Annotated in this window: 19 protein-coding genes; 6 read left to right on the plus strand and 13 right to left on the minus strand. The window is 49.6% G+C overall.

Translation table 11 applies throughout. From position 1 onward, the window contains the following. Positions 1-36: 36 nt before the first annotated feature. The 5 genes from COV46_08750 to COV46_08770 form a co-directional block, all read right to left on the minus strand. A complete protein-coding gene (locus COV46_08750) occupies positions 37-969 on the minus strand; it encodes a hypothetical protein (protein ID PIR16325.1) in 933 nt (310 codons plus the stop codon). Then, on the minus strand, positions 959-1711 hold the full coding sequence (locus tag COV46_08755) for an ABC transporter ATP-binding protein (GenBank protein PIR16326.1): 753 nt from the start codon (positions 1709-1711) through the stop codon (positions 959-961). The genes COV46_08750 and COV46_08755 overlap by 11 nt, the downstream gene beginning before the upstream one ends. 5 nt (positions 1712-1716) lie before the next feature. After that, positions 1717-2502: a hypothetical protein gene (locus COV46_08760; GenBank protein ID PIR16327.1), complete on the minus strand. Its 786-nt coding sequence runs from the start codon at positions 2500-2502 to the stop codon at positions 1717-1719. A gap of 77 nt (positions 2503-2579) precedes the next feature. Next, complete coding sequence (locus COV46_08765) at positions 2580-2999, minus strand: hypothetical protein (GenBank protein ID PIR16328.1); 420 nt, start codon at positions 2997-2999, stop codon at positions 2580-2582. Positions 3000-3291: 292 nt separating this feature from the next. Next, on the minus strand, positions 3292-5952 hold the full coding sequence (locus tag COV46_08770; GenBank protein PIR16329.1) for a hypothetical protein: 2661 nt from the start codon (positions 5950-5952) through the stop codon (positions 3292-3294). 348 nt (positions 5953-6300) lie between these two features. Here COV46_08770 and COV46_08775 point away from each other — a divergent pair, with 348 nt between their 5' ends. The 4 genes from COV46_08775 to COV46_08790 all read left to right on the plus strand — a co-directional run bounded on the left by COV46_08775 (position 6301) and on the right by COV46_08790 (position 8095). Beyond that, positions 6301-7092 carry a YggS family pyridoxal phosphate-dependent enzyme gene (locus tag COV46_08775; GenBank protein ID PIR16330.1) on the plus strand — a complete coding sequence of 264 codons (792 nt, stop codon included), beginning with the start codon at positions 6301-6303 and terminating at the stop codon, positions 7090-7092. A gap of 67 nt (positions 7093-7159) precedes the next feature. Then, on the plus strand, positions 7160-7471 hold the full coding sequence (locus COV46_08780) for a hypothetical protein (GenBank protein PIR16331.1): 312 nt from the start codon (positions 7160-7162) through the stop codon (positions 7469-7471). A 60-nt stretch (positions 7472-7531) separates the two neighbouring features. Further along, positions 7532-7786 carry a YggU family protein gene (locus tag COV46_08785; GenBank protein ID PIR16332.1) on the plus strand — a complete coding sequence of 85 codons (255 nt, stop codon included), beginning with the start codon at positions 7532-7534 and terminating at the stop codon, positions 7784-7786. 51 nt (positions 7787-7837) lie between these two features. Next, entirely contained in the window at positions 7838-8095 is a 258-nt protein-coding gene (locus COV46_08790) for a hypothetical protein (GenBank protein ID PIR16333.1), read from the plus strand. 21 nt (positions 8096-8116) lie between these two features. Here the strand turns inward: COV46_08790 and smc are convergent, their stop codons facing one another. From smc to COV46_08810, 4 genes are all read right to left on the minus strand, one after another. Beyond that, the gene (gene smc / locus COV46_08795; GenBank protein ID PIR16334.1) at positions 8117-11734 is read right to left on the minus strand and encodes a chromosome segregation protein SMC; all 3618 of its coding nucleotides are present in this window, start codon (positions 11732-11734) and stop codon (positions 8117-8119) included. A 71-nt stretch (positions 11735-11805) separates the two neighbouring features. Continuing rightward, positions 11806-12996, minus strand: coding sequence for a hypothetical protein (locus COV46_08800; GenBank protein PIR16335.1), 1191 nt, complete (start codon positions 12994-12996; stop codon positions 11806-11808). Between the two features lie 2 nt (positions 12997-12998). Continuing rightward, entirely contained in the window at positions 12999-15683 is a 2685-nt protein-coding gene (locus COV46_08805; GenBank protein ID PIR16336.1) for a pyruvate, phosphate dikinase, read from the minus strand. Between the two features lie 285 nt (positions 15684-15968). Continuing rightward, on the minus strand, positions 15969-17276 hold the full coding sequence (locus COV46_08810) for a glycine--tRNA ligase (GenBank protein ID PIR16337.1): 1308 nt from the start codon (positions 17274-17276) through the stop codon (positions 15969-15971). Between the two features lie 220 nt (positions 17277-17496). On the opposite strand from COV46_08810, the gene COV46_08815 reads away from it, so the two are divergent. Continuing rightward, on the plus strand, positions 17497-18141 hold the full coding sequence (locus COV46_08815; protein ID PIR16338.1) for a hypothetical protein: 645 nt from the start codon (positions 17497-17499) through the stop codon (positions 18139-18141). On the opposite strand, the gene COV46_08820 is transcribed toward COV46_08815, so the two are convergent. Continuing rightward, positions 18122-18436 (minus strand): hypothetical protein, encoded by a 315-nt coding sequence (locus COV46_08820; GenBank protein PIR16339.1) that lies wholly within the window; start codon positions 18434-18436, stop codon positions 18122-18124. The two genes, COV46_08815 and COV46_08820, sit on opposite strands and share 20 nt — an antisense overlap. Positions 18437-18887: 451 nt before the next feature. Between COV46_08820 and mfd the strand changes: the two genes are divergently transcribed. Beyond that, positions 18888-22226, plus strand: coding sequence for a transcription-repair coupling factor (gene mfd, locus COV46_08825; GenBank protein PIR16340.1), 3339 nt, complete (start codon positions 18888-18890; stop codon positions 22224-22226). A gap of 89 nt (positions 22227-22315) precedes the next feature. Here the strand turns inward: mfd and COV46_08830 are convergent, their stop codons facing one another. The 3 genes from COV46_08830 to COV46_08840 form a co-directional block, all read right to left on the minus strand. Next, a complete protein-coding gene (locus COV46_08830; GenBank protein ID PIR16341.1) occupies positions 22316-23074 on the minus strand; it encodes a cell division protein FtsJ in 759 nt (252 codons plus the stop codon). Continuing rightward, positions 22990-23193 (minus strand): transcriptional regulator, encoded by a 204-nt coding sequence (locus COV46_08835; protein ID PIR16349.1) that lies wholly within the window; start codon positions 23191-23193, stop codon positions 22990-22992. The genes COV46_08830 and COV46_08835 overlap by 85 nt, the downstream gene beginning before the upstream one ends. A gap of 143 nt (positions 23194-23336) precedes the next feature. Continuing rightward, positions 23337-24137, minus strand: a complete 801-nt coding sequence (locus COV46_08840) for a prepilin peptidase (GenBank protein PIR16342.1) — start codon at positions 24135-24137, stop codon at positions 23337-23339. Positions 24138-24261 lie beyond the last annotated feature (124 nt).

Genomic DNA, 24261 nt, shown 5'->3' on the forward strand with positions numbered 1-24261 from the left:
GTGCCCTTAATAGTTATATGTGATGAGTTTAACCCATCACTCATTACCCATTACCTTCTTGTCATTCTCGGCCAACGTGGACCTTATGACCGCTTTTAATAATCTATTCCTGTTGGCTCTCCCCATCAAGGACCTTAGGTCGTTATAGATCGAGGGATCGTTGACAAGGCCACCAATCGTACCCTGACCGTTGTTTATCCTGTTCATGACGTCTTTCAGATCATCGGACGCCTGACGCAAATTCTTGAGTATCCCGCCAACGGCGGCCGTCTTTTTGTCTTCGTCGTCTACCCTGCCTATTATATCGCGCAACATCTTGAGGCTGGCTCCTATATCCGAGACCACATCTTTACCTTTTGGGTCATAGAGCATTGCTCCAACCAGTCCTTTGCCGCTTTTTACCTGTCCCAAAATATCGCGCATCGAGCGAAGGGTCTCTTTCATATCCTTCTTGGAAGATGACATGTCGGTAAAGAACTGGGCAACGGAGGTAGAGGCGTTCTTCACATCTTCAAGTATCTCGCTGCTCTTTTCTGCAAAATCGTAGAGCGAAACGGTCTCTCTGCTCTCTATGGCATCATTATCTTTAAGGACAGGCTGGTCCTCGCTTCCTACGCTTATATAGATGAACTTGTCGCCCAAAAGCCCCTGCGTATTGACCGTTGCTATGGAATCTTGCCTTATCCTTGTCTGAAATTTCTTACTTATCATCAAGGTGAGCATTATATCTTTTGCGGCCAGGGATTCGGGGAACTTTACCTGGTCAACGAAACCAACCTTAAGACCGGCGAGCTGAATAGGGGCGCCCGTTCTAAGACCGCTAATATCCCTGAAATTGGCAATTAATTTATAGCGCGATTCAAAGAGTTCTTTTTCGCCTCCCAGCATGAAGATTACATACATGGCCAAGATGAGCCCGAAAAATATGAATATTCCGACCTTTATCTGCGTCTTTTCCTTATTTATCATTATCTTCCCCGATATAACCCTGAATAAAATGCTGCACAACACTATTCGAAGACTTTTTCGCCTCTTCTGTAGTGCCGACGAACTCTATGCGCCTATTATACAACATCGCAATTCTATCCGAAACTAAAAAAGCACTTTGCATGTCGTGAGTAACGACTATCGATGTTACATGAAGCTTTCTTTGAATTTCTCTTATGAGCCTGTTGATGCGCATCGTGTTGGCAGGATCGAGCCCTGTCGTCGGCTCATCGTATAAGATGACCGCCGGTTCGGTTGCAATGGCGCGCGCAAGCCCCACACGTTTTTTCATGCCGCCGGAAAGGTCGGCCGGCATCATATTAAGGATATCTGCAAGCCCCACAAGCTCCAGCTTGTCGGTTATGATCTTGTTGATCTTATCTTCCGGATATTTAAAGTGCTCCCTGACGGGGTAGGCAACGTTCTCAGCGACCGTGAGAGAATCAAAGAGCGCCGCCCCCTGAAAGAGCATTCCTATCTCTTTTCTGACCTCAATAAGCCCCCACTCATCCATTTTGGTGATATCTTTTCCCCTGAAATAAACATGGCCGCTGTCTGGTGGAATGACACCCAAAAGAAGCTTTAAAAGCACGCTTTTACCAGAACCGCTGCCGCCTATTATGGTGGTCGTCTCCCCCTCGATTATATCGAGCGAAAGGTCTTCCAGCACCTGATTCTTCCCAAAGGCCTTATATAGCTTCTTGAACGAAATAATTGGCGTCATAAACTTTAGTAGAACAATATGAATATCTTCGTCAAAAAGAAGTCGGCAACAAAGATGAATATCGACGAATATACGACCGCCTTGGTCGTTGCCACGCCGACGCCTTCCGTTCCGCCCCTGGTGTTAAGCCCTTCATAACAGGCTATTATCCCCACAAAAAATCCGAAGAAGAAGGTCTTTCCGATGCCGGAAACAAGGTCTTCCATGACCACAGAACGCCATATCTGGTCCATAAAGAATCTGGAAGAGACGCCCGCCTCTCTTACGGTTATCACCATGCCTCCCAGAACTCCGAGAGCACATGAAATTAAAGAAAGAATGGGCGTGGCAATTACACATGCCATGACCCGGGGCACAACAAGCTTCGATATCGGGTTCGCCCCCAGCGCCTCGATGGCAAGGACCTGTTCGGTAACTACCATGGAACCTAGTTCGGCGGCGATACCGCTCCCTACGCGCGCCGCTACCATGAGAGAAGTAAGCACCGGCCCCAGCTCGCGCATGATGGCGACGCCAATCACCTGCCCGACATACATTTGAAGCCCGAAACGAGCGAGGCCCACGGAGAACTGCAGCGCAAATACCATTCCGGTAAATATGGCAACAAGGCCTACTATGGAAAGCGACTTGTTGCCGACCTGCATAAGCTGTAAAGTAAGTTCACCGAAGTTCAGCCTGTGCCTGAAGAGTGCGGAGAACGTTTTTGATACAAGTCCGGCAACGCCTCCGATGTATAGAGCAAAGGATTGAAAGCGCTCGCCTATCAACTGAAATGTGGCTCTAATGGGCACTCTTTATTATGTCATCCTGAGCGCAAGCTAAGACTCCCGTGCAAACAGTTGTACGGGGATTCTTCGGCCTAGTGGCCTCAGAATGACATGCCTAAATAAAACGTTTCGAAATCCGCAACTCCGTCCGCATAGCTTTCCGGCGGAGAGATATAGATAAAGTCGAACGTGCAGTTATCCTTTTTGATCACCACCGAATCGAACTTCAAAGGAACACCGTCGGTCGAACCGGTCGATATCGTTTTAAGCGCGCCCCGCTCGTCGAGCATGAACTCGGTCTCTTTCTTTATCTTAAGGTCTGTGGTCCCTGCAAAGAGCTGGCTGTTCAAGACCTTCAGAGGAAGGTCCTCAAAAGAGGAGCCGCAAAAGGCGTCGGTAGAGATGGTCGCGCCAAGAGATTCATTATGAAAGGCAGCCGTTTTTGTATGCGTTTTTAGCCATTTCCATGAAGGGGGAAGCTCTCCGACCTTATAATAGAGGTCCTTTTTAAGAAAGACCATCTGATGCCTGTAACCGATGACCGAGGTCGACTGTCTCCCATGAAAACAGGCGGAAAGGATGAATGCGAAAAGAGCGACCCCAAAAAAAACGCTAGTCTTTCTCATATGTTTGGATTTATAGCGGAAAAGACGAGAAAATACAAGGACTAACCGTATCCATTAAAGCATCAGACAAGGGGAAAAAGAGACCTCGACCTATGATAGACGGTCCATAAACCCTTGCCAGAGATCTTATCCCAGAAACCCCTTCGAGAGACGGACAGGAGCAAACCCCATCATCCACATAATTTTCCTACTCAGCGCAAGCATCGGAGCCTTCTACAATTGTAATAATGAGTGAATAGCCTCTACCCAGGTCATCGCTTGAGGCAAGAAACGCCACACCTTGATAGAGCGTATTCGCCGGCAACGTTACACTCGTGCAATTACTGATAACATCGCCACTACGCACCCATGCACCAGAATCGAAGCTATCGCGTAATGTTGCTACGCTGTCATCATTAACATCTTTGAATCCCAGATAATTGAGCTGATCGTATCCGAGTTTTCCGGCAGAACCGTTAAGCTCGGCCTGGATAGTATATGTCGCATCCGCATTGCCTGTTTTAAAATAGTCGACGGCGCTAACTGGAAAATTCGCCTCAAAATAAGTGACATGCGCCTCGCCCAGCTCCGCATAGCAATCCATTTCCGATGTCATAGTCAATCTCATTCTATCGCTGCCACTTCCACTGACGAAGATAATATTGTAGTTTACGCCCTCCTGGAGGTCATCTGCGCTAAAGGCGGCACAGCTTTTACCGTTATCCATCCCTCTCATCGTAGAGACCGGGGTGATTGTCAGCACATTACTTGCTTGCGTCATGTTATATTCATGGGCAGCCATTCCTTCCAACGGATCCTTGATGATATCCAGCATAATAAAGTTCGTACCGCTAAGATCATCAAAAGACATGTGAGATCCTGCTAGAGCAATATATTCATCGCTCGGCGTCAACAGGTCTCCAACCAGGGCCTCACCGCCACCGTCACCGCCACCGTCACCGACAAGAGGAACAATCGTGCAGGCGTCTGCATTGGCTGCAGCAACAGCCATAGTGACACAATTGTTGGTACCCAAATGCGGCCCGTTGGTATCATATTCTGCCTGGACAAGACACTCGACGTCACTATCAGTAGCTTCAATAAAATCCTTAATCGATAAGAGATAGGCATATGTAAACGATGTCGAATCATTATCACATGCTACCCCTTGGTAGACGGTTGAACAGCCCTGCCCGCCGCAACCTAGAACCCCGCCGCCGCCACCGACATATTCATCACCCTGCTGGTCTCCGCAAATATCTGCCGCTGCATACTGGCTCGCTTTTAATACGCTTCCTTTGCTTATACTGTTGGCCCCGCCTCCGCCGTAGCACTGTTGCATGCACTGCTCATAGTTTATCTGACTGACGGCAACCCCTGCCGCCCCGTACTGATTCTGCATCTGATTCATACAGGCTTCGACTTCGCATTCGTTACCGCCGTTCACGACCGTCCCCACCTTGTTCTTCAGGTCGTCCCCTGAAAGACCGTTAAATTCTCCCTGTTGCATGTTGTATTTATTTGACTCGTTTATCGCCAGGGGGTCCATACTGCCTGCGTACATCTGATCCTTGTACTGCTCCACCGCATAGGATGTAATGGTACCAAAATCATAGTTATCTTTCATGCTTGCGCCGGAAACGGGCACGTACGTGTGTGTCATCTGCATCAACGACGATCTGGTGGCGGGATCACTGAAATTCATCTGATCATTGGCGAACATGCCCACGAACATCGCCGCCTTGTGTTCATCGTCTATGATGTCATTGATATATCCGCCCGACTTGAAATCGCCTATCGTTGTTTGAAGGTCCCTAAAATAGTTCTGTTCAAACGCCATTGCGTCGTTAAAATATGCTGGTGGCATCTCACGGAAAGATGCCCCGTAGGCCTTAACATCATCTGTATCGAAGGAGCTGGACTTGAATGAACCCTTTATAAAATCCCCCATCTCGCCGCCCTGATCAAAGAGTGACCCGCTCAGGTCTAGGACGGTGTCCACCTTCAGAAGATCTCCGCAATAAGTGCGGAGCAGTTGGTTGAATCCGGCCTGTTCCCCGGCTCCAATTTTCTCCATACCGGTGGAGAACTTACGCCTGTAGACATCCTTGTCCGCGAATCCTCCTGCCGAAACTATCTGGTCGAATTTAACTCCCGTCTCTGAAAAACACTTATCCGTTACGAATTTGATCGCGCGCATCCAGCGCATCTTGGCTCCTACGGTACTTACTTCGCGGCTCAGACAGTTAGTAGTGAGGTCGGACTCGCTCCCCTTGAGGAGCGACACCTTAAGCAAGCTTATATCTTCACTCTTGTTGAAAAGTTGCCCGGCAAGCGTGAGGGCATTTCTTATGCACGCCTCATCCGTCGCTTCACAGCCAAGAGACGCCGCCATGTCAAGCATGGATGTCGTTGTTACGTCCGTCGTACCTGTGTCTATAGCATCCGCAAGACTGGAAACCTCCATAATATTGCCGAGGTCCACGGAATCCCCATCGGTTATATTTATTTTGAGATAAGAGCTTGCACCATACGGGTTCTCCATTGAGGCAACGACTTCATCCGTCATCGAAACGCTGAACGTGTAATCTTCGGCCAACGCAACACTGCCCACATCTTCCCCTGTGATGAAGTTTGTGATAACGGCCGATACGCCGGATGTATCTACCGCCTTATACCCTGAAAGATTTGCGCTTACGCTAAAGCTTGATGGAAGTTCGACCGTTCCGGTTATCGCCTTTGTTACCGCGGTAGTTCCGCCACCCGTCTCGTCAGGTGAAGAAACCACGTCTATGCCTGTCTTACAACCGGCGAGGAGCAAGAACGCCGCTATCATCCCCACCAGCCTTGTTTTATTATTGAGTCTCATAATCATTAACTCTGATGATTATCCCCAACAGAGCCTCCCCACCCTTAGGCGTTGCAAACCACATGCCAACTATTTGAGTAGATGGGCATTATTAGACATATAAATATGTTGTTATTACATGACGTTACTAACGCAGTACGCACTATGCCCGATCGGGAGTGGGTATTTCCTCACCCGGTGGGTGTCGGAATGTTGACGTTTTTGAAATAATCATCAATATCGAAGTATTACGATTTCAAAATCGTCATTTTATTGACACGTCAGCAACCTATTAAAATTGTTGTTTTTTAAATCGAAAAACAGAAATTGACACTTTAACAAATAAGGTTAAACTGCCGCCTATCAACCATGGGCATTAAAGAAAACATTACGATTGTAAGGGAAAAAGTTAACCGCGCCTGTTTAAATTCCGGGCGCGATCCATCTTCAGTTCGGCTCATTGCGGTCTCAAAGACAAAGCCTGTTGCCGATATTTTAGAGGCCGTTGATGCCGGACAACTTATCTTCGGCGAGAACTATGCCCAAGAACTGCGCGATAAGGCCAGGGAGTTAGAGGTTGCACCACGCACGGCGCACGACGCGCGGCGCACGGCTATCGAGTGGCACTTCATCGGCCATCTGCAAAAGAACAAGCTGAAATATATCCTGCCGGTGGCAAGCTGGACGCACACGATAGATTCGGTGGAGTTGCTTGAGACCATCCTGAGCAAAGCGAAGGATCTCATACTCAGAAACGAGGGAGATCCTTCGCCACCTGAGCCGGCTCAGGATGACAGGCGCGTTATCAACTCTCTTATCGAAGTGAACATTGCCGGCGAAGATTCCAAATCAGGCATATCCCCCGAAAACGTCTTTGAACTTGTTAACGCCTTTTCTAAAGCCTGCAAGCCTGCCAACCTGCTAACCTGCAAACTCCGCGGTTTAATGTGTATGCCCCCCTTCTCCTCCGACCCCGAGACGGGCCGCCCTTATTTTAAGAAATTGAAAGACTTGCTTGATGAAATAAATTCACGTAATATATACCCCGAAAAGCTGACCGAGCTCTCCATGGGTACGACACAGGATTTTGAAGTAGCGATAGAAGAGGGAGCAACTATGGTAAGAATAGGATCCGCGATATTCGGAAACCGAAACACGTGATCGGTTATCGGTAATCAGTGAACTAAATCACCGATCACTGATTACTGATTACTGATTACCAAAATCTATGCACTCACTAGGTTATTTAGTATTAGCGATCGCCCGCATGCTGGGCCTCATCATCAACATCTATACATTTGTGATCGCCGCGGCGGTCATTGTCTCGTGGGTCAATGCCGACCCATTTAACCCGGTTGTAAAGATCATTCGTTCCCTAACGGAACCCGCATTCAACATCTGCAGGAAGATCGTTCCCCAAAAACTATACAGAACAGGGTTAGACTTTACGCCCATCGTCGTATTGCTGATACTCATTCTATTAGACACCATGTTGGTCAACACGCTCTTTGATGTCGGAAGAAGCATGCTCACTAAATAACCAAATGGAAATTAATTCATTGGATATTCATTTGTCATTTGGATCCGGGTATTGGTAATTATGTTTATTAAGGTCCACATACAACCCGGGGCAAAAAAGAACGAAATAGTCGGCCGTCACGGCGACGCGGTCAAGATAAGACTAAAGGCTCCGCCGGTCAACGGCAAGGCGAACGAAGCGCTTATCGCATTTCTGGCCAAAAAGCTTGACATCCCAGGGCCCGCCATCACCATAAAGGCCGGCCGCGCCTCCCGCCAGAAGCTGCTGGAGGTGAATGTACCGGAAACGGCACTTAGGGTTTTGCTTGACTTGTAGGGCATATTTCCTGTAGTTACGGCCCTTAAATTCTCAAGGAGGAAGCACCATATGTCGTTAAGCAAAAAATATACCTGGGCCGATTTTTTAAAGGCAAATCCGGAGCACAAGGCAAAAAAGACCAAAAGAACCTCAAAAGAGGGAGCAAAGGCCTTTGAAGCCGCCTATAAACAACATGTTAAGGAATATCTAAAGGCCCGCATGGCAAAGATCGATAAAGAGTCAGCGCGTTGCCCCAAGAACAAGGCATACCTCGTAAGGCTTGAAACCTCAAAAGAGCGCGCAAAGATGCTCCAAAAGAACGTATAAGATAGAACATTAGACATCTCGTTAGGCCGCCTGCTGTTCCAATTTAACAGAGACAATCTTTGAAATGCCCGGTTCTTCCATGGTAACGCCGTAGAGAGTGTCGGCAAGTTCCATCGAGCGCCTGTTGTGCGTGATCATGATGAACTGTGAAAGCCGGCTCATCTCGCGCACGAGCTGGTTGAAGCGGTCGATATTGGCATCATCGAGCGGCGCATCGACCTCGTCGAGCAGACAGAAAGGCGACGGTTTGATGAGGAATATTGAGAATATGAAGGTGGTGGCAACGAGCGCCTTTTCACCGCCGGACAAGAGGCTGACGTTCTGAAGCTTCTTTCCGGGAGGCTGGGCTATTATGTCAATTCCGCTCTCAAGCACATTTTCATTGTCTATAAGGATGAGTTCTGCCCTTCCGCCGCCGTGGAAAAGTCTGGGAAAGAGCGCTTTAAAGCGTTCATTGACCGCATTGAAGGTCTCAACGAACCTTTCCTTAGATGTCCTATTTATCCTGATGATGGCTTTTTGCAAAGATTCTATAGAAGAGTTCAGGTCTTCCGACTGTTTCGTGAGGAACTCGTAGCGCTGGGCGATACCTTCGTATTCGCCTATGGCGTCGGTATTTACCGCGCCTATCTTTTCTATCTTGTCCTTCAGCTCCGTTGCACGCACCGATATCTTTTCTGAAAGCTCGGAAACGGTCGATATCTCTTCCTTGCCAAAGAACTCCCTGCACGACTCGATATCGTAACCGCAGAACTTTGTGGCAAGATCCGTATGATATTTTTCCTGCATCTCGCGTTCGAGATAGAAAACCCGTTCGGTCGACTTTGTCTCCTGCAACTTCAGTTCGTAGATGGAGTTCTTCGTTTCCTCAAAGGTCTTACGAAGCTCCCTTAGGCCGACCTCTTTGTTCCTTAGGTCTTCAAGCGACCTGTCGTATGCAAGCTTTAGTTCGGTCTGTTCCTTCCCCGAGACCTCTATATCCTTAACTAATATGCCTATCTCTTCTTTTGCCGCCTCAAGGGTCTCGGTGTTCTGTTCTATCTCAATATTAGCTTCTACAATGTCGGCCTTTTTTGAGGCTATACTGTTGTTAACATCATGAATGGACTCCGAAAGTCTTTTTGTCTCTCTCTCAAGGGAGAGGCTCTGTTCCTGACTTGCGGCCAGCTGAACTTTCTTGGCGGTAAGTTCGTCAGAGACAAGACCTAACGAATTTCTCTTCTCTTCGACCTCTGCCGTCAATCTTGTAATATCGGACTCGAGGATGCGCTGTTTCTCTTCCGCCTCGGCGACCTTTGAAGTAAGGGTCGTTCTCTCATGCGCGGCAAGTTCTTTCTTTTCTGCAAGGGCGGCAGTTTCAACCGTCAGCCTGTCCCTGTCCTTGCGCCAGTTGGAGATCTGTTGCATGATCCCCTGAACGTCGCGCTCTTTGTGGACGAAATCGACATCATACTGATGAATGGCCGACTTGAGCTGAGAAAGGCGGGCCTCGTTCACCTGGACCTGTCTGCGCAGGTCCGACACAAGCTCGTTCTTTGAATCTATCTCTTCTCCAAGGCGCGCCGTCTCTCCTTTAAGCTCGCCTATCTCGCGCTTTTGGGCGAGGAACTGGCGCGAAGAATCGCTCCCGCTACCGCCGGAGACAACGCCGTAAGGATCGACCATTTCGCCGTCGAGCGTCACAAGGGTCTTGCTGTGGCCGTTCCCCTGCCAGACGCCAAGGGCCTTATCGAGGTCCGAGACCAGGACTATGTCGTTAAAAAGATACTTCCCTATCTTTTGATAATCGTCCGTAAATTTAACGTGATCAAGAAGAGGCCCCATTACTCCCTCGCCCGTCGGCATGGGTGATGCATCGACGCTCTCTCTGACCTCAAGAGGAACGAACGTGGACCTTCCGGCAGATGCGGTCTTTAGATAATCTATCGCCGCAACGCCTTCCTGATATGACTTAACGACGACGTATTGAAGTTTTCCGCCAAGCGCGGCGCTGACCGCGGCTTCGTAGGCAGGCTCCGTCTCTATCACCTCGCTTATCGTGCCGAACACGCCGGAGAACTCACCTTCGACCGCCTCGTTCTTTCTCTTAAGCACCGCCCTGACGCCGTCTTCATAGCCTTCGAAGTTCTTGCTTAATTCCTCAAGCGAAACAAGACGCGAACTCTTCGATGAGAACATCTGTTTGATATCGTTCAAGCTCGCTTCATTATGAAGAACTTCGTTCTTTATCTTCTGGTTGTTATTCTCAAGGGCGGACATCTCCTGCGATATCCCCTCTTTTGTCCCCTTCATGTCGGTAAGCGCACCCTCGGCAAGAACCATTCCGCCTTCAAGCTCGGACACCTTCTTATCTATCGTGTCTATCTCGGTCTGGTTCCTGGCAATGGCGCCCGCAATATCGGCATCCTGCTTGTCTATCTGCTCAAGACGGGCCTTTGATTCTGATATCGCCCTGATGCTGAGAACGACCTCCTGTCTGAAGGATTCTATCGAAGAATTTGTGGCGTCGACCTCAGATGTGAGAGCGGCGGCCCTTTCCTGGATGGATGCCACGGTCTCTTCGAACGACGCAAGTTTGATGTCCGCGTTGACCTTGGACCCGTTCACACCGCTCAGTTCGCTTGTGAACGTTTCAAGCTTTCCCTTCAGTTCGGTTATCTCCTGACTGTCGTCCTCGCATCTTGTTCTTAACTGTGAAAGTGATTCTGTCTTGAACTTTACCTCGGCCTCATTGAGACGCATCCTGTTCTGAAGTTCGTAGATGCGTTCCTGAAGCGAGTTCAGTCTTCTTTCGGTCTCGGTAAGCTCCAGCCTCATTGAATCGATGGAGGTCTCTTCGTTTGAAACAGATGCTCCCCTGGAGGCCTCGTCTTCCGAAAGGGAAGAGAGCTTCGTTCGCAGGACCGAAAGTTCTTCGGACCATGTCTTGTATTGATAAGATGCGAGAGAGAGCTCAAGTTTCTTGAGCTCATCCGCAAATATCTTGTAACGCTCCGCCTTCTTTGCCTGACGTGACAGCGAGTTCTTTTGAGATTCGAGCTCGGAGATGATGTCGGCAAGACGCGCAAGGTTCAGTTTCGTCGCCTCGATCTTTCTTAGCGCCGAATCGCGGTGCATCTTGAACTTGGATATGCCGGCCGCTTCTTCAAGCAGAGAGCGCCTTTCCTCGGGCTTTGCCGAAACGATTCGCTCCACCTGCCCCTGTTCGACGATCGAGTAGGCCTTGGTGCCGACGCCTGTTCCCAGAAAGAACTCTATGATATCCTTATGTCTGCAGGGAACCTTATTGATGTAATATTCGCTTTCGCCGGAACGGTAGAGCCTTCTGCCGATGGTTATCTCGGAGTAACTTGCATATTCCGCCGGCGCGCGCCCGTCAGCGTTATCGAACGTGAGAAACACGCTTGCCATGCCTGTTGCAGGGCGGGCTTCGCTTCCGTTGAAGATGACGTCGCTCATGTCGTGGCCGCGAAGGTGTTTTGCAGATTGTTCTCCCATGACCCAGCGGATAGAATCCACTACGTTAGATTTCCCGCTACCGTTGGGTCCGACTACGGACGTGATGCCCGCATCGAAGGTTATTACTGTTCTATCAACAAAGGATTTAAAGCCTATAAGCTCTAATGATTTTAAGCGCATAATGCGACATATTATGCCTAACCATATGATATTTGTAAAGAATATTATTGAGTTTTTGCGAAAAAAAAGGCTTACGGGATGGTTGCGACCACGGTCAAGGTTGCCATGTCGATGATGGAGATCGTGTTATCATCTATGTTCCCTACATATAAATAAGCGTCAACACCGGCCGGGGGGGGACTGTAAAGACCCATGCCGAACGGCTGGCTACCTACGGTTATGTCGGCCCCGCGGACATATCCGGGAATGCCTATGACTGATACCGAATTGTCGCCGGTATTCGTCACAAAGATATAATCGGTGGCAATGACCATCTCCTGGGGGTCCGCGTTGGAATCGGCGCCGACGCCGATCGATGTAACTACCACGCCGGCATCGTCCTTGGACATAACGGTCGCCGTCGTATTTCCGGTTATCGGTGGAAAAGCCGCAGGGTCCAGCACATAAAGGAGCGGGGTATATTGGTCGTCAATATACTCCACGTCCGTCATGTATACATAGGTCTCGTCATTGGTCGCCGCGCGGGGACTTAAGAAGTCGCTCACATAATAATCTATATTGTTCTCATCAAGATCGAGGACGAACATGCCGCCGGTTGGAATAGTGATGAAGGCCTGTCTCCCGATTATCGTAAGATCGCGCATATCGGCACCGCCAAGTGTGGTACCGTCAGAAAGGGCCAGATTGGCGACCGATATAGGGGTCATCGATGCCGGATCCGCCACCGGAAAATAATCTATGGTCGAGTTATATGCGGCAACGTAGACGTTGGTGTTCGATGTGTCGCGCTCTATCCCGAACGGATTGGACCCATCCTCGAAATATTCCACTTTCAGAAAATCGGCCGAGGCCTCATCTACATTCACACGGATGATATTATCCACAAGGTCGGCATTGTTCGACGAATATCTATTGGCGACGAATATCACATTGGTCGCAGGATCATAATAGGTATGTCCGCTGAAGCTGGTTGTCGGGGCCGTGCCTACGAGAGCCGGGATGAGAGGGTCGGCGAGGTCATAGACCTGAAGTGAGCCGTTCTTGTAAAGGACCGTGTTATTGGAATTAACAAGATAGAGTCTCTTCGTCGCGGAGTCTATGTTGATGCTAAGCGGGCTCGCGATGTTGTTGCCGATCTCCTTGAATATCTCGTCCCCGGCACAAGAAGAAAAGAACATGAGCCAGGAGGCAAGAAGCATGATAAAATGCAACATGGTCTTTCCTGTTTCCTGCTTCCTGATTCCTACCTCAGTTGTCTTCATTATTATTTAGTCTCCGATGCCGTCACTCCCTTTTCCTTCAGCACCGCCTGGGCCGCCGCAAGACGCGCGATGGGCACGCGATAAGGCGAGCAACTCACAAAATCGAGCCCTATCTGGTGACAGAACACTACGCTCTGCGCCTCGCCGCCATGTTCACCGCATATGCCTATCTCAAGGCAGGGCTTCGCCTTGCGCCCGAGCTCTATCGCTATCTTCATTATCTTGCCAACGCCGCCCTGATCGATAGTAACGAACGGGTCGTCGGGGAGTATATGCTTTTCTACGTACTCTTTCAAGAACCTTCCGGCGTCGTCGCGCGAAAGCCCAAACGTGGTCTGTGTAAGATCGTTCGTGCCGAAAGAGAAGAAGTCGGCGAACGGAGCGATCTCGTCCGCGGTTATTGCGGCGCGAACAAGTTCTATCATCGTACCGATCTTATATGGGACCTTGGTGCCTGTGCGGGCTATTACCTCCTCCGCGACCTTTTCGCAGACGCCTCGCAGGAACTTGAGCTCGTTCACGTGAGAGACCAGAGGAATTTCGATCTCGGGTTTTGAATTGATGTTCTCTTCCTTCTTGAGCTCGCAGACCGCCTCCATGATGGCCTGCGCCTGCATGGCATAGATCTCGGGGTAAGTAACGCCAAGACGACAGCCTCGGTGCCCAAGCATCGGGTTGAACTCGTGGAGCGCCGACACCTTCTCGCGAAGCTTTTCAGGTGTGAGCCCTATTTTCTTCGCAAGGTCGATTATTTCGGATTCTTTGTGAGGCAGGAACTCGTGTAGCGGAGGATCGAGGAGTCTTACCGTGACCGGCAGACCCTTCATGGCGCGGAATATCCCTTTAAAATCTCCCTTTTGATATGGAAGGAGCTTCTTTAGCGCCTTCTTTCGCAGATCGACATCGCCCGCAACTATCATCTCGCGCATGGCATCAATGCGTTCCGGATCAAAGAACATGTGTTCGGTTCTGCAGAGGCCGATCCCTTCGGCGCCGAACTTCAAGGCAACCTCGGAATCGTGCGGAGTATCGGCGTTCGTGCGAACGCGGAGCCTGCGGATCTTGTCTACCCAGTCCATGAGAATGCCGAACTCGCCGGTAAGTTCCGGTTCAACAGTCCCAACCTTGCCGTTAAGCACCTCGCCGGTCGTTCCGTTGAGCGTTATCCAGTCCCCCTCTTTGAATGACATGGACTTCGTGTGAAATTCTTTCTTGTTAACGTCTACCGTAATATCGCCGCAGCCGGCAACACAGCACTTGCCCATTCCTCTGGCAACAACTGCCGCGTGGCTCGTCATTCCGCCGCGCGCCGTGAGTATGCCCTGTGCCACGTTCATGCCGTGAATATCGTCAGGCGACGTTTCCAGACGGACCAATATCACCTTTTCACCGTTCTCGGTCCACTTTTGTGCCTCATCGGCGGTGAATACTGCGCGCCCAACTGCCGCGCCTGGCGAAGCGGGAAGACCCTTCGCGACAACTTCCTTTTTGGCGTTCGGGTCTATCATCGGATGAAGGAGCTGGTCCAGCTGAGCGGGCTCTACTCTGAGAATAGCCTCTTCTTTGGAGATAAGGCCTTCGTTCATCATATCGACCGCTATCTTAACGGCGGCCCTTGCCGTGCGCTTACCGTTACGGGTCTGGAGCATCCACAATTCCCCCTGCTGGATGGTGAATTCGATATCCTGCATGTCGCGGTAGTGTTCCTCCAGCTTCTGATATATCTTTTCGAGTTCAGCGTAGAGCTTTGGCATCACCTCTTCCAACGACCTCTCTGTGTCGTTCTTTTTGCCGACCAGATTGATAGGCTGAGGCGTTCTGATACCGGCAACCACATCTTCTCCTTGCGCGTTCACAAGATATTCACCGAAGAACTTGTGGTCTCCCGTCGAAGGGTCGCGGGTAAATGCAACACCGGTGGCGCAGTCATCGCCCATATTGCCGAAGACCATCGCCTGAACGTTGACTGCCGTACCCCAGTGGGCCGGTATATTGTTAAGACGCCTGTATTCGATGGCTCGTTTGTTCATCCATGAACGAAAGACCGCCCCTATGGCTCCGTTAAGTTGTTCCCAAGGGTCATCAGGGAACGCGCGGCCGAGTCTCTCCTGAGCTAAGGTCCTAAACTTCTGGCAGAGGTCTTTTAAGTCCTCTGCGGTCAGGTCGGTGTCGAGCTTAACGCCCTTCGCCTTTTTCACCGCATCCATTATATGTTCAAAATGTTCGCGGTCTATCTCAAGAACAACGTCCGAATACATCTGGATGAAACGTCTGTAGGCATCGTAGGCAAAGCGTTCGTTTCCCGTGCGCTCGGCAAGACCGCGAAGAGTTTCGGGGTTAAGACCGAGATTTAATATCGTGTCCATCATGCCCGGCATGCTGGCGCGTGCGCCGCTTCTGACGGACAATAAAAGAGGGTTCTGAGTATCGCCGAACTTTGCGTTCATCTTCTTTTCGGTGAACTCAACGCCTTCCTTTATCTCTTTATCGAGGCCCTTCGGGAACTGATGGTCGTTGTTGTAATATTCCGTGCAAACTTCGGTGGAGATGGTGAATCCCGGAGGAACAGGTATCCCTAAGTTCGCCATTTCGGCCAGATTCGCGCCCTTTCCTCCAAGGAGGTCCTTCATCTTCGTGTTACCGTCGGCCTTTCCGGGTCCGAAAAGATATACATATTTCTTGGTCATTTTATCTTTCTCCTTTGTTTAGGCTTGAGTGTTCAATCACCAAAACCCAATGTCGAATGAAATTCCAAGCCTCAATGACCAATTGGGAATTGACTCATTGGACATTCATTCGTCATTGCAACTTGGACATTAGGGCACCTCTAAAAACCCCTTGATGTGTCATTGCGAGGAGCCGCAGGCGACGAAGCAATCTCCATAAATCAAGCGTTTGCTTAGAGATTGCCGCGCCCCTTCGGGGCTCGCAATGACAGAGTAAGTAGGTTTTTAGAGGTGCCCATTAGTCATTTATAGTTTGAATTTATTTTTTAAATACTCCACAACGTTCTCCATAGCCACCCTCTCCTGCACCATGCTGTCGCGGTCGCGAACGGTCACCGCGTGGTCCTCTTCGGACTGGAAATCGTAGGTGACGCAGAAGGGAGTTCCTATCTCGTCGTGCCTTCTGTAGCGCTTGCCTATCGAACCGGCGCTGTCAAAATCGGAGACGAAATACTTTCTTGTCTCTTTTTCTATCTTGCGAGCGGGTTCGGATATCTTGTCCGAAAGCGGAAATACAGCCACCTGATAGGGAGCCATCGAGGGATGAAATCCCATCACCACCCTTGTCTCGCCCTTTACTTCTTCTTCGCGATAGGCATCTACTAGTATGGCGAGCAGAGTTCTATCGACTCCAACGGATGTCTCGATGACGGAGGGGACGTATCTCTCCTTTGCCTGTTCATCGAACCATGAAAGGTCCTTGCCGCTCTCTTTTATATGTTGCGAGAGGTCGTAGTTTCCGCGGTTGGCGATGCCTTCCATTTCGGAAACTCCGAACGGCATCTCGAACTCAACGTCCGTGCAGGATTTTGCGTAGTGCGCCAGTTCATCATGGCTATGGGGACGCAGACTTAGACTCTCTTTCTTTATGCCAAGACCTAAGAACCAGTTGAAACGTTCCTTCACCCAGTATTCGAACCATTTTTCGGACTCGCTTTCGTGGCAGAAGAACTCCATCTCCATCTGTTCGAACTCGCGCGAGCGAAAGATGAAATTGCGCGGAGTTATTTCGTTACGGAACGCCTTCCCTATCTGAGCGATACCGAAAGGCATCTTTACCCTGCTAACGGAGCAGACGTTCTTGAACTGTGTGAATATGGACTGACAGGTCTCGGGTCTTAGGTATGCGAGCGATTTGGAATCTTCGGAGGCGCCGACGTGCGTCTGGAACATTAAGTTGAACTGTTTGGCCCCGGTAAGCTCGCCGCCACATTCGGGACACGTCCCCTTCTTGTATTTTTTACTCTCGGGGACATCGTCCGCGCGATAACGTTTTTTACACTTCTTGCAGTCGACCATCGGGTCAGAGAAACTTGAAACGTGTCCGGAGGCTATCCATGTCTGGGGATGCGCTATGATAGATGTGTCGATACCGACCACATTTTCGCGTTCTTGGACCATGTTCTTCCACCAAGAATCGCGTATCCTTCTCTTGAGTTCGGCCCCTATCGGCCCGTAATCCCAGAACCCGTTAATACCGCCGTAAATTTCGGAGTTCTGAAATATAAAACCCCTTCGTTTACAAAGACTTACAATCTTATCCATGTCCACCATTTCTATCTCCTCCGGGGAGACACACTTAATTAACAATTGAACGTTTAACGTTGCGAATTAAGTGTGCGTCCCCTGCGAGGGGGTTGCTAACATGCTCAAGTTATTGCAGTCAAGAGATAAACTGGACGTTTGACAGGTCTTTAAAATGAGAATCCATCGTGATGACGATTGCTTCACTATTAAGTGCCGCTGAATAGAATTAAGTGCCGCTGAATAGATCATGGAATCTGCCGTGAGAATTTTAACCTTAATCCATTTTACAAGACAGGTTTTGAAGAGTATAGTGGCGAAGGAATATGGGGGTAAAAATATGGCATCGGAAAACGAGCCTTTAGACAATGATGACTCTAAAGAAGTCGACCAGAGAATTGGGCGGTCGGAAATGTTCTTTAGGACGATATTCGAAGAGAGCCGCGACGCCATTTATATTGCCGATGCCGATACCGGACTACTTATTGACGTGAATAAGGCGGGGCTTTCGCTTGTCGGGCGTACGCGTGAAGAGTTGATAGGAAAGGACCATACTATACTTCACCCGCCTGTTGAGGCCGAATATTACAGGACACAGTTCAAGCGGCACATTGAGGCAAGATATGCAAAACCGGAAGAGTCGCATATCATCACCGGAAATGGAAAGATGGTGACGGTAGAGATAAGCGCAAGCACGACCATACTCCCCAACGGAAAGAAGATCATAATCGGAAATTTTAGGGATATTACGGAACGTAAAATAGCAGAAGAAGATCTTAAAGAAAGGGTACACGAGCTCGAGATATTTAACAAGGCCGCGATGGGGCGTGAAGAGCGCATCCTTGAACTAAAAGACAAGGTAAGGGCGCTCGAGTCTAGATTAAAAGAGAAGTGAACCTTTGCATCGATACCTCAAAGAGCCCTTTGTCCGTGAGTTTGAACTCCGGTATCACGGGAAGCGCAAGGAACGAAAGAGCCATGAACGGATCGCTCACTCTGGAACCTAACTTTGCGCATGCCTTTTTGAGATGAACGGTGTCACTGGCGACGTCTTTGATATTTCCGTAGGACATGAGCCCCGCAAGCGGCAGTTTTAAAAGACCCATTATCTCGGAGCGATCCACCACCACCATTCCTCCGCCGCATTTAACAAGAGTCTCCACCGCCACGATCCTGTGTTCCAGTCTCATTTCTCCGATTTAAATACCACATCTTGACATGCCGCACAACAAAATGTCCATTTCACGACCATCAAAGACCAGTAAGAGGGGATGGGATGTCTATCTCGGGTCCGGCGTTTTGCTCAGGCGCCGCAAAACGCCTGCAGCTTCGGACGCCGCATCTATCGTATGGCTTAGATAGCGTCATCCTCAGATGCCCCTCGACAGACATCCCATCCCCTCTTACTGATCTTTCAACGACAACTACATTTTGAAGGGGCGGGTGAGGTGTGAGAGCGACGTCGCGGAGGACATGGCATCGGCCGCCCTTTCATAAATGCCATGGCCGAGCGGCCCTAGGTGCCGGATTTGCGGCGTTTGAGCAAATTCCTACCACCGGTCGCTCAAACACCCTACCCACCCCTGAAAAATCAGTTGTATATTGGACATTATGGAAAGGATAGTGTAGGATCTCGCCCAGTTGAGCATAAGGGCATATAGATTAGCGAAAGAGATAGCACGGGAACCGAAGAGGACGATAGCGGTTGTAACGCCGACGGAAAGCCTGGCAAAGAGCTTTGCGAACGACCTCAACTTCTTCATAAGCGGCCGCGCCGGTGGAGAGGTCTGCCTTTTTCCCGAACCGGACGCCATCCCCTACACCCATCTAACGACACAACCCGACATCTGGATAGACCGACTTCGCATCCTTAATAAACTCTACAGCGGCGACGTCCTTTATCTCACAACATCGATCCAGTCGTTCCTCCGAAAGTGCCCTCCTCCCTCGATATTCGAAAGATATAAAAAGACCATATATCTTCATGACCTCGTTGACTGCGACGAGCTTTCAAAGTTCCTTATCGAGTGCGGGTACATCAACCAGCCGCTCGTTGAGGACGAAGGGGCCTTTTCTATAAGGGGCGGTATAATAGACATCTTCTCCCCCGCCATGGAGAGGCCCGTTCGAATAGATCTCGACGGCGACGAAGTGGCGTCGCTTCGGACCTTCGATGCCGTAACTCAGAGGTCATCTTTCAGCATCTCATCATTTGCCATAATGCCGGCAAGGAACGTCGTCTTGAACGATGAGACAAAGGCAAGGGCCCTTGGCCAGCTCAAGGACCTTTGCGACAAGAACGATATCAAGCCAACGGAGCGCAGGGAATTTGCCGAAGGGATAGAGCACAACTTCTATGCGCAGGCGACAGAGACGCTGATGCCGTTATTCTATGACCATGTCTCGGGACTTAGCGAACAGCTGCCGAAGAACTCCGGCATCTATATTTATGACGATATAGAGGTCGCCACAGAAAAAGACAAACTCTTCAAACGACTCCGCGAAGCCAGAGAGAACGCGAAGCATATCGAGCGGATAGTTGCACCGGAGATGATATATGAAGCCGATGTCGGAGATCAGAAATCAGAGGTCAGATATCTTAGGTCAGATATCCGACTTCCGACCTCCGACGTCCGGCTTCAATCCGTTGGAAAAGATGCTATTCCGGCGATAGTTAAGAAGATCCAGAGCTGGCAGCAGCTTGGCCTTCGCATAATACTCACCTGTCACACCACTACCCAGGCGGAAAGGCTCCTGGACCTCATCCGCTGGCAGGGTCTTGCGGGAGAGATAACGGACAGACCGTTCGGCGAGATACTCACCCTTGGCAGGTCGAACATATGGATAGCGCTGGGAAAACTGTCGGGCAGTTTTGTCTCCGAGGAAGACAAGCTTGCCATAATAACCGACGAAGAGATATTCGGAAGCAAGACCTCTAAACGCTCGGCTCCGGGGGAGAACTTTGAGGCCTTCACCGATTTCTCGCAACTAACCGATAACGACCTCGTCATCCACAAGGACCACGGCATCGGGAGATATCTGGGCCTTAAGAACCTGACCATAGCCGGAACAAAGAACGACTTCCTAGAACTTCAATATTTGGGTAACGATAAATTATTCCTCCCTGTCTGGAGGATAAACCTCATAAGCAGATACATTGGCGCCGGCGGCGAAGGAGGCGTTTCGCTCGACAAGCTCGGCGGAACAAGGTGGTCCAAGTCCGTTGAAAAGGTGACATCCGCCATAAGGACGATGGCGATGGAGCTATTAAAGATCTACGCCACGCGAAAACTGGCAAAGGGCTACGCATTCTCGGCCAGAGACGAGCTCTTTGAAGAGTTCGAGGCGGCCTTCCCCTTCGATGAGACCCCCGATCAACTTAGGTCCATAGATGAAGTATTAAAGGACATGACCGACGAAAAGACGACCGACCGGCTCATTTGCGGAGATGTGGGCTACGGCAAGACCGAAGTTGCCATGCGCGCGGCATTCAAGGCGGCGGCCGACAAGAAGCAGGTGGCAATACTCGTCCCCACAACGGTTCTTGCCTTCCAGCACTATGAGAACTTCATGAGCCGCTTTGCCAACTGGCCGGTGCGTGTCGAAATGCTCTCGCGATTCCGCTCGCGAACGGAGCAAAAGCATGTGGTCGATGAACTTTCGCGCGGGCTCGTGGATATCGTGATCGGCACCCATCGCCTCCTTCAACGCGACATCAAATTCGCGGATCTGGGACTCCTTGTTATCGACGAAGAACACCGCTTTGGCGTCGCGCACAAAGAGAGGATCAAAAGACTTCGCGTCTCCGTCGACACCATAACGATGTCGGCGACCCCAATTCCAAGGACTCTTCACATGTCGCTATCCGGCATTCGTGATATCAGCATAATAAATACGCCGCCTGTGAACCGCCTTGCCATCAGGACATATGTCGCCGAGTTCGAAGAGACCCTTATTCGCGGAGCTATTATGGCGGAGCTCTCCCGCGGAGGTCAGATCTTTTTTGTCCACAACAGGGTCGAATCGATAGAAAAGATGCACGAACTGCTCGTAAGACTCGTACCCGAGGCAAAGGTCGTCGTCGGTCACGGCCAGATGGAAGAGGATGATCTGGAAGATGTAATGATAAAGTTCCTTGAAAAAGAAGCGAACATACTCCTTTGCACGACCATCATTGAATCGGGGCTCGATGTGCCATCGGCTAACACCATCATTATAAACCGCGCCGATGCCTTAGGCCTTGCCCAACTTTACCAGCTTCGCGGAAGGGTCGGGCGTTCTAACATTCAGGCTTACGCCTATCTTCTGACACCCGGCGACGAGGCGATAAGCCCCATTGCAAACAAGAGACTTGCCCTGCTTCAGCGTTACACGGAGCTTGGTAGCGGTTTTCAAATAGCCATGCACGATCTGGAGATAAGAGGCGCGGGTAATATATTAGGCGCGCAACAATCAGGCCACATAAACGCCATCGGTTATGAGATGTACACAGAGCTCTTAGAAAAGACCATCCGCCACATGCAGGGAAAAGATGACGATGAAAAGGAAGATATCGAGATAACGCTTCCCATACCTGCATATATCCCAACCGACTACATAGAAGATCAGGGACAGAGGCTTGTGCTCTATAGAAGGCTCGCTGGTGTCGAGTCTAACGAGCATCTGGACGAGATATCCAAAGAGATGGAAGACAGATACGGCCCCATTCCAGAACTGGCAAAGAACCTCCTAAGCATTGTTGAAATAAGACTTCTTGCCAGAAAGTTAAGGATAGAATCTATTAACTATGACGGCAAGACCTTTGCCTATAAATTCGGCCCCAAGACTCCCGTAAAGCCTGAAACCATATTAGCCCTTGTAAAGAAGGAACCGAAAAAGTTCATCATCCGCCCGCCTGTTACGTTGCTACTGAAAATTGCGCTCACGAACACCAAAGAGATACTTTCAAGTGCAAGATCGTTCCTTTCAAATAACCTCTAATTTTCATTATCCACCGCAAATATAATAGACTCAATGACCTTATAAGGGCACTTTATTAAAACACCCCCCCCCTAAGGGGTCCGACCCTTTTATTTGGATTTAAATCCGAGAGCTACGATATATATCTCTTTTGAACCTTCGCGGGTGGCAGGGGGGAGGTACTGAGATACTTTTTTGAAGTGCTCGCGCAGGTCGCGCTTGAAATCCTCTGCCTCTTTCCCCTGAAATATCTTGGCGGCAAAGTTACCGCCTTCTTTTAACATCTTTTTGGCGGTGTCGAGCGCCATGGTACAGAGCTCATACGAAAGAAAACAGTCCCTGAATGCGACACCGCTGGTGTTGGGGGCCATGTCGGAGACGATGACATCGACCAAACCTGTTATCGGTGATCGGTGATCGGCTATCGGTAACTTTTTTGCATCTGCTGATGACTGATCACTGATTACCGATGACATAATTATGTCTTTTAAACTATCAATCGCCGCATCGTCATTGATATCTCCCTTTATAAATTTAACGTTGTGTTTAAGGCTTATCCTTATCGGCAGGATGTCTATTCCCACCACAAGCCCCTTAGACCCCACCATTCCTCCAAGCACTTCAAGCCAGCCACCTGGGGCGCATCCCAGATCTAAGATGAGATCGTTCCTCTGAACGATCCTAAACTTCTCCTGTATCTGCTCGAGCTTGTAGCTCGCCCTTGAAGCGCGGCCCTCGGCCTTTGCTTTCTTATAGTAATGATCTTTGCGATTATACATCTGGTTTAGACTGGCGGAAAAACCTTTTCTTTGTCCTTTAAGGTGAGCCCAAGGGCTAAAATGATCTTTCTCATGGTATCCATGCGGCATGGCATACCCTTTTCAATGCGGTCTATCGTGAGCGCGGAGATACCGGCCTTTCTTGCCAGTTCTGCCTTACTGACCAAAAGATCTTCGCGGATCTTCCTGACATTATTTTTCATGGGCATCACCTCACAGACTGAATGATGGGCATAATACAGATTTTGAATATATGTTGCAAGAATTTTCTTCAATTTTCAACCTGTTACTATAATTAATATATAATTGTATATAATTAGTATTTATATAATTAACAATTATAACCAGTTAACTAAAATAGACCTAAATACCAATTGAGGATCTTTTCTCCAAAGAAGAGATAAATATAGGCGGCGGCCACTAAAAAAGGGCCGAAGGGCATTGCGTATTTAAGGCCTTTCTTAAAGACTAACATTAGGGTGAGGCCAACTATCGAACCGAGCATGGAGCTTGCAAGTAGTATGAAAATAATGGCTTTCCACCCAAAGAAGGCCCCGAGCATGCAGGCAAGTTTTACGTCCCCTCCCCCCAAACCTTCCTGTTTTTTGAGCCATTCATATCCAAGACCGACCAGGCAGAGGAACCCTCCGCCGACCAGTATGCCCAGGATTATATCAACTAAAACGGGGGTTACGGGTCCATGCATGAAGGCAAGTCTTGCCATGACCCCGGCGGCTATTCCGGGAATGGATATGACGTCGGGAATGAGCCTGTGTTCAAGGTCTATGAAGGTAACGACTATCAAAGGGGCTACAAGGAAGCAGAAATATATCAGATACTGCGGGATGCTCTGAAAGTGAAAATATGTGGCCACAGAAAGGAAAAGCGTCAAGAGTTCAACTATTAGGTAGCGTAGCGAGATCTTTGATTGACAGTGGCGGCACTGCCCCTGAAGGACAATATAGCTAAGGAGCGGCACGTTATCGTACCAGCTTAACTGTTTGTGGCATCTCGGGCAATGAGAGCGCGGCGCAACTACCGATCTTCCTAAAGGGAGCCTGTAGATGCAGACGTTTAAGAAGCTTCCAACACATGCACCGAATATTCCAGCCACCAGATATGCGAACCACGGTGGCAATTGTGTAATGTCCATAGTCCCTCGCTCATCCTGAGCTTGTCGAAGGATGATCCGTTCATAGTTCGACACGCTCACCATGAACGGATGTTACTTGTTTAGCACATATCAAATTTATTGTAAACTTTTAGCTTGTATGTTA

Source organism: Deltaproteobacteria bacterium CG11_big_fil_rev_8_21_14_0_20_49_13 (genome assembly GCA_002796305.1).
Lineage (GTDB): Bacteria > UBA10199 > UBA10199.